At 71.6% G+C, this 13,660-nt stretch carries 11 protein-coding genes and 1 pseudogene; 2 read left to right on the top strand and 10 right to left on the bottom strand.

Annotation, left to right across the window (positions count from 1 at the left end; translation table 11 throughout):
- Positions 1-4: 4 nt before the first annotated feature.
- Genes ACIRF9_RS48350 through ACIRF9_RS48340 form a run of 3 tightly spaced genes read right to left on the bottom strand, consistent with a single transcriptional unit; the run spans position 5 to position 3,528 of the window.
- Entirely contained in the window at positions 5-2,356 is a 2,352-nt protein-coding gene (locus ACIRF9_RS48350; RefSeq protein ID WP_403836568.1) for a glycoside hydrolase family 65 protein, read from the bottom strand.
- On the bottom strand, positions 2,353-3,096 hold the full coding sequence (locus ACIRF9_RS48345) for an HAD family hydrolase (RefSeq protein WP_403836566.1): 744 nt from the start codon (positions 3,094-3,096) through the stop codon (positions 2,353-2,355). The genes ACIRF9_RS48350 and ACIRF9_RS48345 overlap by 4 nt, the downstream gene beginning before the upstream one ends.
- A gap of 36 nt (positions 3,097-3,132) precedes the next feature.
- Positions 3,133-3,528: a YybH family protein gene (locus ACIRF9_RS48340; protein ID WP_403836564.1), complete on the bottom strand. Its 396-nt coding sequence runs from the start codon at positions 3,526-3,528 to the stop codon at positions 3,133-3,135.
- A 55-nt stretch (positions 3,529-3,583) separates the two neighbouring features.
- Between ACIRF9_RS48340 and ACIRF9_RS48335 the strand changes: the two genes are divergently transcribed.
- On the top strand, positions 3,584-4,225 hold the full coding sequence (locus ACIRF9_RS48335; protein WP_403836562.1) for a nucleoside/nucleotide kinase family protein: 642 nt from the start codon (positions 3,584-3,586) through the stop codon (positions 4,223-4,225).
- 20 nt (positions 4,226-4,245) lie between these two features.
- Here ACIRF9_RS48335 and ACIRF9_RS48330 read toward each other — a convergent pair whose 3' ends face one another.
- From ACIRF9_RS48330 to ACIRF9_RS48300, 7 genes are all read right to left on the bottom strand, one after another.
- A complete protein-coding gene (locus ACIRF9_RS48330) occupies positions 4,246-4,716 on the bottom strand; it encodes a GNAT family N-acetyltransferase (RefSeq protein WP_403836560.1) in 471 nt (156 codons plus the stop codon).
- Between the two features lie 67 nt (positions 4,717-4,783).
- On the bottom strand, positions 4,784-6,616 hold the full coding sequence (locus ACIRF9_RS48325) for a hypothetical protein (protein ID WP_403836635.1): 1,833 nt from the start codon (positions 6,614-6,616) through the stop codon (positions 4,784-4,786).
- A gap of 28 nt (positions 6,617-6,644) precedes the next feature.
- Positions 6,645-8,357, bottom strand: a complete 1,713-nt coding sequence (locus ACIRF9_RS48320) for a hypothetical protein (protein WP_403836558.1) — start codon at positions 8,355-8,357, stop codon at positions 6,645-6,647.
- 2 nt (positions 8,358-8,359) lie between these two features.
- Positions 8,360-9,262 (bottom strand): carbohydrate ABC transporter permease, encoded by a 903-nt coding sequence (locus tag ACIRF9_RS48315; RefSeq protein WP_403836556.1) that lies wholly within the window; start codon positions 9,260-9,262, stop codon positions 8,360-8,362.
- Positions 9,259-10,179, bottom strand: a complete 921-nt coding sequence (locus tag ACIRF9_RS48310; protein WP_403836554.1) for a carbohydrate ABC transporter permease — start codon at positions 10,177-10,179, stop codon at positions 9,259-9,261. Before ACIRF9_RS48310 ends, ACIRF9_RS48315 begins: the two co-directional genes overlap by 4 nt.
- Positions 10,180-10,305: 126 nt before the next feature.
- Entirely contained in the window at positions 10,306-11,628 is a 1,323-nt protein-coding gene (locus ACIRF9_RS48305; RefSeq protein WP_403836552.1) for an ABC transporter substrate-binding protein, read from the bottom strand.
- 277 nt (positions 11,629-11,905) lie between these two features.
- Positions 11,906-13,039, bottom strand: coding sequence for an ROK family protein (locus ACIRF9_RS48300; RefSeq protein ID WP_403836550.1), 1,134 nt, complete (start codon positions 13,037-13,039; stop codon positions 11,906-11,908).
- 398 nt (positions 13,040-13,437) lie between these two features.
- On the opposite strand from ACIRF9_RS48300, the pseudogene ACIRF9_RS48295 reads away from it, so the two are divergent.
- Positions 13,438-13,557, top strand: a pseudogene (locus ACIRF9_RS48295) (ATPase); the annotation flags it as partial.
- Positions 13,558-13,660 lie beyond the last annotated feature (103 nt).

Raw genomic sequence — 13,660 nt, 5'->3', positions numbered from 1 at the left:
CGGGTCAAAGGACTCGGCGGCTGTTCGGTCCCCGGTGCCGGGGCTGGCCGGGCGCCGGGCGCGCCGGTGGGGGCGGTACCGGGCGGACCACGGGTCCGTCGCCGTTGACGGTGAGCGGTGCGCCGTGGTGGCGGATCGTCAGGGGCTCGCCGGACAGCAGGGTGTAGACGGCCTTGTCGGGGCCGATCTCCACGCGCAGCCGGCTGCCGAGGAGCTGGACGCTGAAGGCGAGGCGGCTGAACGTCTCCGGCAGACGGGGTGCGAAGCACAGGCCGGCGCCGTCGCGGCGCAGTCCGCCGAACCCGGCGACCAGGGCGGTCCAGGTGCCCGCCAGGGAGGCGATGTGCAGTCCGTCGCGGGTGTTGTGCTGCAGGTCGGCCAGGTCCATCAGCGCGGCCTCGGCCGTGTAGTCGTAGGCCAGCCGAAGATGTCCGGCCTGTGCGGCGATCACGGCCTGGCAGCACGCGGACAGGGAGGAGTCGCGGACGGTCAGGGGCTCGTAGTAGGCGAAGTTGCGGGCGAGTTGCTCGTCGTCGAAGTGGCTGCCGCAGGTGTACATGGCCAGGACCAGGTCGGCCTGTTTGACGACCTGTTTGCGGTAGAGGTCGAAGTACGGGAAGTGCAGGAGCAGGGGGTACTGGTCGGGGCGGGTGCCGGCGAAGTCCCAGTGCTGGTAGCGGGTGAAGCCCGCGTGCTGTTCGTGCACGCCGAGTTCGTCGTTGAAGGGGATGTGCACCGCCTCGGCCGCGTCGCGCCAGGCGGCGCTCTCCTCCTCGTCGGCGCCGAGCCCGGCGGCCTCCTCGGGGTGGCGTTCGACGGCGTCGGCGGCGGCGAGGAGGTTCGCGCGGGCCATCAGGTTGGTGTACGTGTTGTCGTCCGCGACCGCGCTGTACTCGTCGGGGCCGGTGACGCCGTCGATGTGGAAGGTGCCGTGGGCGTCGTGGTGGCCGAGCGAGCGCCACAGCCGGGCGGTCTCCACCAGCAGTTCGAGGCCCGTGGTCCGTTCGAAGTCCCGGTCCCCCGTGGCCGCGACGTACCGCACCACGGCGTCGGCGATGTCCGCGTTGACGTGGAAGGCGGCGGTGCCGGCCGGCCAGTACGCGGAGCCCTCCGAGCCCTCTATGGTCCGCCAGGGGAACGCGGCGCCGCGCAGGCCGAGCTGGGTGGCCCGCTCCCGGGCGGCGGGCAGGGTGTTCTGGCGCCAGCGCAGGGCCTCGGCGACGGCGGCGGGCGCGGTGTACGTGAGCAGGGGCAGCACGAAGGTCTCGGTGTCCCAGAAGGCGTGGCCGTCGTAGCCGGAGCCGGTGAGGCCCTTGGCGGGGATGGCGCGCTGCTCGGCGCGGGCGCCGGCCTGCAGGACGTGGAAGAGGGCGAAGCGGACGGCCTGCTGGATCTCCTCGTCGCCGTCGACCTCGACGTCCGCGCGGGCCCAGAAGTCGTCGAGGCAGGCCTGCTGGTCGTCGAGGAGGCCCTGCCAGCCGCTGTGCGCGGCGGCGGCGAGGGCGGCCTCCACCTGGTCGCTCATCGCGGGCCGGGAGCGGGCGCCGGACCAGCCGTGTGCGACGAGTTTCTCCACCCGCAGCGTCTCGCCCGGTTCCAGTACGGAGGTGACGGTCAGTCGTGCCACGTCGACGTTGCTCTCGCTGTCGGTGGTGGTCCGCCCGGGTCCGGTGACGGTGTGGTCGGCGGCGACCGCCACCCGCAGCCCGCTGCGTTTCGTACGGTGCACGAGCCGCAGCCGCCGGCCGACGGCGACGTCCTCCTCCGGTTCCAGCGGCGACTTCAGGACCCGGGCGGCACGCGGGTCGCCGTCCGGGTCGGGCAGGCTCTCGTTGGCGACCAGTTCGGACTGGATCACCACGCGGGAGCGGCTGCCGACGGCCTCCACCTCGTAGGCGACGGCGGCCACGGCCCGCTGGGTGAGGGAGACCAGCCGGGTGGAGCGCACCCGGACCGTGGACCCGGCGGGCGAGGTCCACTCGCAGGTGCGCTCCAGGACGCCCCGGCGCAGGTCGAGCACCCGCTCGTGGGCGACGAGACGGCCGTAGCGCAGGTCGAACGGTTCGTCGTCGACGAGCAGCCGGAAGATCTTGCCGTTGGTGACGTTGATGACGGTCTGGCCGGACTCCGGGTAGCCGTAGCCCGCCTCGGCGTACGGCAGGGGGTGCAGTTCGTGCACGCCGTTGAGGTAGGAGCCGGGCAGGCCGTGCGGTTCGCCCTCGTCGAGGTTGCCGCGCCAGCCGATGTGCCCGTTGGACAGGGCGAACACCGACTCGCTCTGCGCGAGGACGTCGAGGCCCAGTTCCGTCTCGCGCACGCACCACGGTTCCACGGTGTACGAACGGTGGGTGATCACGCCCGCCCTCCCAGCTCGGCGAGGTCCTTGACGACGACGTCGGCGCCGTGCGCGTACAGCGCGTCGGCCTGTCCGACGCGGTCGACGCCCACGACGTACCCGAAGTTCCCGGCCCGGCCGGCGTCCATCCCGGCCAGCGCGTCCTCGAAGACGGCCGCCCGGTCCGGTGCGACGCCGAGGTCGCGGGCGGCGGCGAGGAAGGTGTCGGGGCGCGGCTTGCCCGGCAGGCCCCGTTCGGCGGCGACGACGCCGTCGATCCGTACGTCGAAGAGGTGCTCGGCGCCGATCGAGCGCAGCACGTCCCGGGTGTTGGCGCTGGAGGAGACGATCGCCGTCCGCAGGCCCCGCGCGCGTGCCGTCTCGATGTAGCGCAGGGTGCCGCCGTAGGGCTGGACCCCCTCGCGGTGGATCTTCTCGAGGAGGATCTCGTTCTTGCCGTTGCCGAGGCCCTGGACGGTCGGCGCGTCGGGCGGGTCGTCGGGCCGGCCCTCGGGCAGGTGGATGCCCCGCGCGGCGAGGAAGGTCCTCACGCCGTCGGCGCGGGGGCGGCCGTCGACGTACTCGTCGTAGTCGTCGCCCGCGTCGAAGGGCCGGAATCGCGCGCCGTCGCGTTGGCGCAGGAAGGCGTCGAACGTCTCCTTCCAGGCGGCCGCGTGCACCACGGCCGTCCGGGTGACGACCCCGTCGAGGTCGAAGAGGCAGGCCTGGATGGCTTCGGGAAGGCCGAGCGTCGTCGTCATACAGGGTCCGGTTCCCCGGGACGGGCCCGTTCAACGTCAGTCGTGCGGGAACGAGTGGTGCTCGTGCGCGATCAGCCAGCGTCCGTGCTCCTTGCGCAGGCCGAAGGTGAGGCGCAGCCGCAGGGTGGGGCTCTCGGCGAGCTCCTGGGGTGTTCCGCAGCGCAGCAGGGCGTGGGCGTAGGCGACGTCGTGGCCGGCGGTGACGTCGAGGGTGTCGATGTCGAAGCGGGCGCCCTGGGCCTGCCAGGCGAAGAACGGCGGCCAGCAGGCCCGGTAGGCCGGCAGGCCCCGGATGCCCTCGTGCGGCGCCGGTACGTCGTACATGACGAGGTCCTCGGCATGGCCCGCGAGGACGGTGTCGAGGTCCCCGCGGTGGACGGCGTCGGCCCAGCGGGTGATCAGGGTACGGATCTGCGTCTCGTCGTCGGACACGGTCGCCCTCCTCTCGCTGCGGGTCTCCTTCCAGGAGACTGCGACACTCTGCTGTGTGCTCACTTTCGACGATCTGCTGCACCGGGCCCGTTCCCTCGCCGGGGACGGCCGGCGGCGCGCGCTGCTCGGCATCGCGGGAAGCCCCGGCGCGGGCAAGACGACCCTCGCCGAGCGTCTGGTACGGGAACTGAACGGCGACGGCGACCGCTGGGCGGCGCACGTCCCGATGGACGGCTTCCACCTCGCCGACGTCGAGCTCGACCGGCTCGGCCGCCGGGACCGCAAGGGCGCGCCGGACACCTTCGACGCGGCCGGCTACGCGGCCCTGCTGCACCGGCTGCGGGAGGGGACGGACGGCGAGGACATCGTCTACGCGCCGGGGTTCGAGCGGGTCCTGGAGCAGCCGATCGCGGGAGCCGTCCCCGTGCCGCCGACGGCCCGGCTGATCGTCACAGAGGGCAACTACCTCCTCCTCGGCACGGGCGCGTGGACCCGCGTACGGGCCGCGCTGGACGAGGTGTGGTTCTGCGAGGCCGACGAGGACGACCGGGTCCGCCGGCTCGTCGCGCGGCACGTGGAGTTCGGCAAGGGGCAGGAGGAGGCGACGGCCTGGGTGGAGCGGAGCGACCGGCGCAACGCCGAGCTGGTGGCCGCGACCCGGGGGCGGGCGGACCTGGTGGTGCGGATACCCGTCTGACGTGGGCTACGGGGCGCGGGCTACGGGGTCAGGCTGGCCACGATCTCGTCACCGGAGACCTCCGCCGTCGGCCGGAAGCCCACGGAGGCGTACAGCCCCGCGGCCACGGCGTTGTCGGGGTGGTAGGACAGACGCAGTTCGCGGCAGTCCTCGCGCCGGGACAGCCACTCGACGAGGGTCCGGACGGCCGCCCCACCGACCCCCTTGCCCTGCTCGGTGCCGTCGATCAGCATGCCGCCGATCCAGTACGAGCCGTCCTCGTCACGGCCCCACATGAGGTGACCCACCACCGTGTCGTCGGCGCACACCGCCAGCGAGTGCCAGACGCCCTCCCGCGCCGACAGCAGCAGATAGCGCGCCGCCAGCGCGGGAACGTAGCGCCGCTGGTCGTCCAGCGGAGCGACGTCCGCGACGGACCGCCAGTTCTCGTCGCTCACCTCATGCAGGGCGACGCGTCGCCCCGCCCTGTCCGAAAGTCCGAGGCTGATCACGGCGGTCAGGCTACGGACCCGGCGGGTGACCCGCGAACCCTTTTCCCCGCACGGCGTCCACGGTCCGTCAGACGCCGGCCGCGCGCACCGTCAGCTCCGGCTCGGCGTGCGCGTCGTCCGGTCCGAGTACGGCGGTGAAGGCGTCCGTGCGTACGGTCAGGCCCTCCTCGCCGCGCTCCACCGACACCGTGAACGGCGCCTCGGTGCCGTAGGCCACCGCGAACACGTGCAGGTCGTCCGGCGCGTCGGCGACCGGCCCGGCCTCCAGGGCGGTCGAGGCGACCAGGTGCTTCCAGCCCTCGTCCGGGTTGCCGTAGCCGCGCGGGTCGGCGGCGAGGGCGAAGGCGGCCTGTTCCTGGGTGAGGTCGGCGCGGGCGTCGAAGAAGTCGGCGCCCGTGGTGTCGGGGTGCGTCAGGCGCAGGGTGCCCGCGGAGGAGACGGCCCCCCGCGCGGTACGCCGGACCCGGTCGCCGTCGTCCTCGGCGTACGGCAGGCCGGCCAGCAGGTACGGGGTCCCGGCGAGGCGTTCGACGGCGACCGTCGTCCACAGGGTCGTGCCGTCGGTGACGTACAGGGAGCGGACCCGGCGCAGGACGTGGTCGCGGCCGACGACCGGCTTGGTGACCAGCTTGGCGGTCAGTCCGTCGGCGCGGACGTCGCGGACGCGGACCTCGCCCATGGGGCGGCACAGCAGGAAGCCGTCGGTGACGGGTCCGAAGCCGTGCTGGCGGTTGACGGCGGCGGGCAGGTAGTAGGTACCGGCCGCCTCGACGACCGCCGGGGTCATCCGGTCGTCGAAGGCGACGGAGACCGTGCCGGCCCGCAGCTGGTGCCGTGAGGCCGCGGCGGAGGGCTCCCGGTGCCAGAGCGTGGTGTCCTGGATCTGCCAGACCAGCATCCACGCGAAGTGCCCGTCGACCCCGCCGTCCTCCTTGACCGCGTGCCGGGCCCACCGGCTGTCGCCCCGGTAGCGGCCCAGGTCGGAGCCGATGCGGGCGCCGAAGTAGCGCAGGCCGAGCACCGACTCGAAGGCGGAGTGCTGCTCGCTGTAGCGGGGGCCGCCGTTGTCGAAGCCGCCGTTCGTCAGGCGGGCGTCGATGTAGCGGGCGAGGGCGTCGCCGTCCTCGGCGAACACCTCTTCGCCGCTGACCCGGTGGGCCTGGGCGAGGAAGGAGAGGGAGATCGGGCCGTAGTTGTTGTCGTAGGCGCCGCCGTGCTCGGGGGGCAGCAGGGCGCCCCGGTCGGCGACCCGGTGGGCGCGGATCTTCCCGTCGTACAGCTCCAGCGCGCGCGAGCGGACCCGCTCCGCCTCCTCGGAGGGCAGGTGGCGGGCGAGCATCAGACCGCCCACCACGCATCCGATGGCCTGGTTGCCCGCCTCCTGCGGGTTGAAGCAGGTGGCCTCCGTCAGCCAGCTCCAGTAGCCGCGCGTCACCTCGAGCAGCTCGGCCCGCTGCCCGTCGTCGACCAGGCCGTCCGCCGTGTCGAGGACGTTCACCGCCTGCAACAGGGCCCACGCCGTGCTCGGCCAGTCGCCGATGGGGTGCGCGCCGGCCGCCAGCGTGTAGCGGGCGTACGGCAGGCCGGAGTCGCGCACCCTCAGGTTCGGGTAGCCGGGGTTGTCGTCGGTGTACACCCGCTCCCGCAGATGGAAGGCGAGGCTTGTGCGCACCGCCTCCGGGAGCCGCGGGTCCTTGCCGCGCTGCCAGGCGAGCGCGAGGAGGGAGGTGATGCCCAGGGATGTGTCGCCGATGTCGTCGACGCAGTCGGGGTGTTCGAGGCTGCCCTCGGGCGTGAGGCGCGCGAGGGCCTGCTCGGTGACGTCGGCGAGCACGGCGTCGTACGCCTGCGGAGTGTCCGGCAGGTCGTGCAGCGAACCGAGCTGGCGGGGGAGGTGCACGGGGATCAGTCCTTCATGGGCCATGGGGTCACACGAGAGGTGCGGGCCGGTGGGCGCGCAGGGTGACGGTCAGTGTCTGCGGGCCGTGGCCACCGATGTAGACGCGGTTCCCGGTCGTCGCGTCGGTGCCGCCCACCACGGTGTAGTCCTGGCCCGGGTCGTACCGCAGTACGTCGCTCCTGTCCGGCCCGGCGAGCGGTTCGCCCGCCTCGGCCTCGACCCGGATCTCGTCGTCACCGACCCGGTAGGTCATCGGCCCGGTCGTCAGGCACCAGCGTCCCTCGCCTATCGGTACGGCGCCCTCTGTCACGCCGCCCGGCCGGAAGGTCAGTTCGAGGGCCCAGGGCACCCGTGGTCCGCTGAGGTCGATCCGCAGGTCGGCGCCGTCCTCCCTCAGGTCCGCCTCGACGCGGGTCGTGTGGGAGACCTCGTCCCGAGGCCGGTCCGGGAAGGCCATCGCGGCCGAGAAGCGTCCCTCGTCCACCAGCCGGTAGACGCCGTCGTCCCGCCGCTGGTCCGGCGGGAGCGGCTGGTAGTAGGCGGCGGTGAGGGTTTCGGTGAGCCGGTACCGGTTGTCGGCGAGCTGTCGCATGTCGGCGGCGCGGAACGGGCCCAGGTCGAAGAAGCCCCGTGAGAGCCGGACCGCGTCGAGGACGGCGTCGCCGGCGAACAGACGCAGGAAGGTGGGGTTGCAGGCGAGTCCCGAGCGGATGCGCCGGTGTTCCGGCACGTCGGAGCCGCCGTACACCACCGTGTGGGCGGTGGCGGAGGCATGTGCGGCGAGGCGTGCGGTGCTGATGTACCGGTCGCGCGGAAGTGTCTCCGCGTCCGGGGCCGGCAGGGCACGGCACAGGTCCGGGGTGAGAAGGGTCTGGGCGAGCAGGTCGGCGTCGTCGATGCCGTCGGCGGCCGCCAGCCGCGCCGCCCGCGCGAAGTCGCCCCGGCCGGTGCGGATCGCGAGCAGCCGGTAGTGCGGCAGGTAGGGCGCCAGCGGGAACGGGTGCTTCTGGTCCTGCCGTCGCGCGTGGACGGTCTCCACCGTGCCGTCCGGCCTGATGAGGTCCAAGGTGGTGGCGAGATTGCGTTCGACGGCGTCCAGCAGGTCGGCGCGGCCGAGCACGTCGGCCAGCAGCAGCAGCGACGGGTTCGTCACGTGGGACGCGTAGACGGCGCTGCGTTCCGAGTACAGGCCCTCCGCGTCGATGTCGACGCCCTCGGCGAGCCACTCCTCGACGCGGTCGAGCAACCGGTCGTCGGGGAACGACCGGTGCAGCCGGGCCAGCGCCGCGCACAGCTCCCAGCGGTGGTTCGGGGTGTGCACCCCGCCGGTCAGAAGACTGCCGGCGGCGGCGTCGGCGATCTCGGCGAGCGCTGCCGTGACGTCGTGCAGTGCCGGCCCCGCGCCGGCGGCGAGGACGTGGGCGTCGCACACGTCGTTGACGGTGAACGCGGAGTCCGGCGGTGACTGCACGTTGTCGCCGCCGGCGAAGAGGCCGGAGGCCGTCTGCACGGCGCGCAGGGCGCGCAGGTGGGTCGTCGCGGCGGCGACGGCCTGCCCGCTGCCGTGCAGTGCCGAGTCCGGGGAGCGGTACGCCGCGACCAGGGTCTTCACCCGCCGGGCGAGCACGCGGTGGGTCACACCTTCGGGTTCCCCGTCCGGGTCGGCCGCCAGTGGGGCGGCCGACCGGTCGGCGGCGCGGGCCACCGCGCGGACGAACTCGTGGTCGAGCGGGGTGGGCAAGATCAGTCCTTCAGTCCGGCATTGATGTCGGCGCCCATGACGTAGCGCTGGAAGACCAGGAAGACGGCGATCAGCGGGATCATGGAGATGACCGAGGCGCCGAGCAGGACCGACCAGTTGATGTTCTGCGCGCCGACGATGGACTGGATGCCGATCTGCACGGTGAACTTGTTGGGGTCGTTGAGCATCAGCAGCGGCCAGATGTAGTCGTTCCAGCGCCACTGGAAGGACAGGATGGCGAGCGTCAGCATGATGGGCCGGGAGAGCGGCACCATGATCCGCAGGAAGATCGACAGTTCGCGGGCGCCGTCGATGCGTGCCGCCTCCACGAGTTCGTCGGGAACCGTGAGGAAGAACTGGCGGAACATGAAGCAGCCGGTCGCGGTGAGGACGGCCGGGAGGATGATGCCGGCGAACGAGTTGTAGAGGCCGAGGTTGCGGACCACCAGGAACTCGGGGGCGAGCATGACCTCGGAGGGCAGCATCGTGGTGGCCAGGATGCAGATGAAGAAGACCTTGAGCCATTTGTTGTCGTACTTGGCCAGCGCGTACCCGGTGCAGCAGCTGACTCCCACGGTGAGGATCGTCGTGATCACACACACGATGGCCGTGTTGATGAAGTACTGCGAGAAGTTGGCGCTGTCCCACGCCGCCTCGAAACCCGACAGGGTGGGGTTGCGCGGAATCAGTGTCAGCGGGTAGGAGAACAGGTCGCTGGCCGGCTTGAGGGAGCTGAGGACGAACCACAGCACCGGAAACCCGTACAGGCACGCCATGATCCACAGCAGTGTCGTCGCGGACACCGCCTGTCGGAGCCCACCGGTGGCCGCGCCACGGGACCGCTTCTTGGAAGCGGGCCGTCCGGGGCCCTTGTCGACCGGACGTGGGATGTCTGTGGTTGTCATCGGTTCTCCACCCGCCGGTTGACGATCAGCTGGATGATCGCGACGGCCATCAGGATGAGCATGAGCACGAATGACGCGGCGCTCGCGTAGCCGATCTGGCCCCGTTTGAAGCCCGTCTCGTAGATGTACTGGACAAGCAGGTTGTTCGAGGTGCCGGGTCCACCGTTGTTGAGGGCGACGAACACCGGGTATTCCTTCATCGCGTTGATCGTGTTGAGCAGGATGACGATGAACGAGGTGGGTGCGATGCTCGGCAGCGTGATGCTGAAGAACTGGCGCCAGGGGCCGGCGCCGTCGAGCGAGGCCGCCTCGTAGTACGACACCGGTACGTTCTTGATCGCCGCGATGAACAGCAGCATCGTGAAACCCGTCCAGGCCCAGGACGCCGCCATCACCACCACGAGCAACGAGAGATCCGCGTTCGACTGCCACGGAACGGCACTTCCACCGAACTTCTCGATGACGTAGTTGACCAGTCCGAAGTTCTCACCGAACATCCACCGCCACAGGACACCCACCACGATGGGCGACAGAAGCCAGGGGATGAAGAAGATGACGCGGGCGACCGACCCGCCCTTGGCGTGCTTGCTCACCACCAGGTTGGCGGCGAGCAGCGAGACCACGAAGTTCAGCGGTACGAAGAGCACGGCGTACAGCAGCGTACGCGTCAGCGCGTCGTAGAACGTGGAGTCCCCGAACAGGTTGTGGTAGTTGTCCAGTCCGATGAACTGGAACGCGCCCACGCCCGTGTAGTTCGTGAAGGAGTAGACGAGCCCGATCACCGCCGGCCAGACGAAGAACAGCGAGAACAGCACGACATTGGCCGCGATGAGGACAAGCGGCGCGAAGGTGTACTTGCTGCGTCTCCTGGGCGGGCTCGGCGGGCTCGCTGACACGTCCGAGGCGCGTTTTGTCATCTTCCTGACTCCGTGCTGGGGGGATTGGATTGCGGTGGGCTCACACCATGAGCCCGGCATCGCGTGGGCGCCCGGGGCCCGGGCGGCGGAGTCTCGACCCCGCCGCCCGGGCCCTGTGGCCGACGATCAGCCGCCGACCTGCTGGTTGTAGCCGTCAACGATGTTCTGCAGGGCCTTGTCGGCCGACTGCTCGCCGTTGATCGCCTTGCCGAGCTCCGCCTTGGTCGGGTCATCGGCGAGGCTCTTGCCCTTCAGCACCCAGTTCGTCTGCGCGCCGTTGAAGTAGCCGGAGATCGGGGCGTAGAGCGGGATCGACTCGTTGTACAGCTTGAACGCCGCCTGCGCCGCCTCGGAGGTGAAGGGGTACTCCGGGTTCAGACCGCTCTCGACGGGCAGGAAGCCGGAGGCCTCACACAGTTCGCGGTAGTGGTCCGGCTCGTAGACCCAGGACAGGAACTTCTGCGCGGCGGTGGAGGCGTCGGCGTTGTTGTTGAAGCCCACCATCATGCCGCCGCTGTTGACGTCGCTGGCCTGCACCGGCTGCGCGGGAGTCGGGACGCTCGCCCAGTCGAACTTCTTGATGCTTTCCGCGAAGGCGGCGACCTGCCACACGCCGGACCAGTAGGCGACCACGTCACCGCTCTGGAACATGGCGGACGGGTCGGCGCCGCTGGTCCACACCGACTTCGGCATGGTCTTGTCGTCGTTCCATCCGACGAAGGTGTTCACGGCCTTCTTGGTCGCCGCGTCCACCGAGAACTTGCCGGAGGAGTCCGCGTGGACGTACTGCCCGCCCATCTCGTACACCATGGCGCGGAGCCGGGACGGCGACTGGTCGAAGGTCAGGGAGTACTTGGCGCCGGTCTTCTTCCGGACCTTGTCCGCCGCCGCGATGAACTCGTCCCAGGTCCAGGTCTTGTCGGGCGAGGTCGGGAAGGCGACGCCGGCCTTCTCGAAGAGCGACTTGTTGATGAACATGCCGGACGCGGTGACGTCCGAGGGGATGGCCAGCACCTTCCCGGACGAATCCTTGGCGATGAAGTTCGCGTTGATGTTGTTGGTCTTGTTGTCGGCGATGGACTTGAGGTCGATCAGCTTGCTCGACCAGATCGGGTCCAGCGCCGGCACGGCCGCCACGTCGGGCAGCGAGTTCGCCTGCGCGGCGTTGTGCAGCTTCGTCGCGTACCCGTCGTAGGGGATGTTGACGAGCTTGACGCTGACGCCCTCTTCCTTCTTGTACTGCGCCACGAGCTTCTTCCAGCCCGCGTCCTGCCCCGGAACGGTGGAGATCCAGAACGTCAGCGACTTGGAGGTGCCGCCCGACTCGGATCCGCCTCCACAGGCGGTGAGCATCAGGGCACCTGCCGTGGCAACGGCAGCGAGGGGAACCAGGCGGCGCATCCCGCCGCGGCCGAGTCGGCTGGAGCGCCGCACACCCACAGTGGTCATCTTCGATCCCTTTTTTCGTGATATGGGACGGAGCACGGCGCCGACCGAGGCGGCACTGGTGCATCGTGGAGGAGAGTTCGCTTTCCGAGGGCGCGGCCTCGCCCGGCCGCGTCATCCTGACAGGAGAGGGTCCCCGGCCGCTGTGGCCGGCGCCGCACAAGCACGCCCTGGTGCGGTTGCCGTACGTCGAGTACGGGCGGGACGCTCGCCCCAAGTCGGCGTCCCGGCCGACTTAGAAAGCGCTTGTCCGGACATTGGCAGACCGAGTCCGAAACCGTCAATCCTTGGGCCGCGCGGCCTGGGTCACGGTTTGGACTCCCCGGGCGACCGCGAGTCTCGCGGCACCGGCGACGGTGCCGGAATCGCCGACCGTACTGCTCACCACCTCGGTGGGCCAGCTCAGCCGGTTCAGCTCGGCCCGCACGCCCGGCAGCAGCCCCGGATCGGCGCCGGTGCTGCCGCCGAGCACGATCAGGCCCGGGTCCAGCACGGCGGTCACGGCGGCGGCCAGCCGGCCCACGTCGACGGCATGGCGGTCGACGACGGCACGGGCCACGGCCCGGCCCTCCCCGGCGAGGGCGAAGAGCCGCTCGGTGGTGCGCGGGCACGGCCCGTCCCGCTCCCCCCAGGCCTCCCTGGCCCTGCGCAGCAGCGAGCGGGCCCCGATGTACGCCTCCAGGGCCTCCCGGCGCGGCTCACGGCCGTCGTCCCAGGGGTAGGGCAGCCGCGCGAGCTCACCGGCGGCGCCGTTCGACCCGCGCAGCACCTGTCCGCCGACGACGATGCCGAGACCGATACCGACGCCGATCCGCAGATAGCCGAAGGTGTGGCGGCCGCGGGCGGCGCCCTCGTGCAGCTCGGCGAGCGCGGCGCAGTTGACGTTGTTCTCCAGGTGGACGGGCACCCCCGCGGGCAGCGCCACGGCCATGGCGTCGAAGACCGGGCCGGCCTTGGCGGTGGCCGGGCGCATGCCGCTGCCCTGCCGGTCCCGCGCGGTGACGTCACCGACGGCCACGACGATGGAGCGCAGCGGGGCGCCCTCCGGGAGCGCGGCGAGCGCCTCGCGTACGGCGTCGGCCGCGTCCTTGCGGGGGGCGGTGGCCTCGGCGAGCAGGGTGCCGTCCAGGGCGCAGCCCCTGACCCGGGTGTGGGCGGGGCCGAGGTCGACTGCCAGGACGGCGCCGGCGACGGGGCCGAGACGGTATACGGCGGCGGAGCGGCCCGTGCCGCTGGAGGCGGTGCCGGAGTGCGCGGCGAGCCGGGCGCCCTCCAGTTCCGCCACGGCGGAGGAGACGGTCGGCTTGGACAGCCCCGCCAGGCTCGCGAGCTGCGGGCGGGTGGCCCTGCTCGCCTGCGCCAGCACGGCGAAGACCGCGCTGGCGCTCTCGGTCAGGCGGGGGGCTTCCGCCACGTCGTGTTCCACAGTTTCCCCCACACGGGTACCGGGCCGCGCACCCGGCCGATCGGTTCGGCGGGCGGCGGCGAAAGGATGCGACGACGGCGCGCGTTCCCGCCCCGTGACGGCCCGGAAGGGGGCCGCGGAGGTCGAGTGCGCGACTTCTCTTGACGCACTGTACTTCGTTAGTTAACTTCCTAACGAACTTCACGGTACTCGCCTGCCGTGCCTCGTCAGAAGCCCGTCCCGGGGCTTCCCTAGTTCACCAGAAACTCGCAACTTCGCAGGTCACGGTTTCGCCCACCGTCGCAGCTCGACGCAACGACGAAAGAGGATCCGTGCAGGACTCTCCCCCTTCGCGCCCCCTCGTGGTCGGCGTCGACGTGGGTGGCACCAAGACGCATCTCCGCGCGATGGCGGGTGACGACGTCATGGCCGACCACGTCCGTTCCAGCAGCGGCTGGCGGCCGCACGACACCGCTGCCGCCGCCCGCTGGCTGGGCGCCCTCCTCCACGAGTCGCTGCCTTCGGGCGTGGGGGGGCGGCGGCCGCCCCGGCGCGGGGGCCCCCCGGGGGCCCCCCCCCCCCCGCGGCCCCCCCCCCCCCCCCCCCCCCCCCCGACCAGCCGGGCCGCCC

The sequence above is a fragment of the Streptomyces sp. NPDC096132 genome, from assembly GCF_044763345.1.
Lineage (GTDB): Bacteria > Actinomycetota > Actinomycetes > Streptomycetales > Streptomycetaceae > Streptomyces.
Note: the sequence above shows the minus strand (reverse complement) of the source record. Positions and strands in the feature narration are given on the sequence as shown.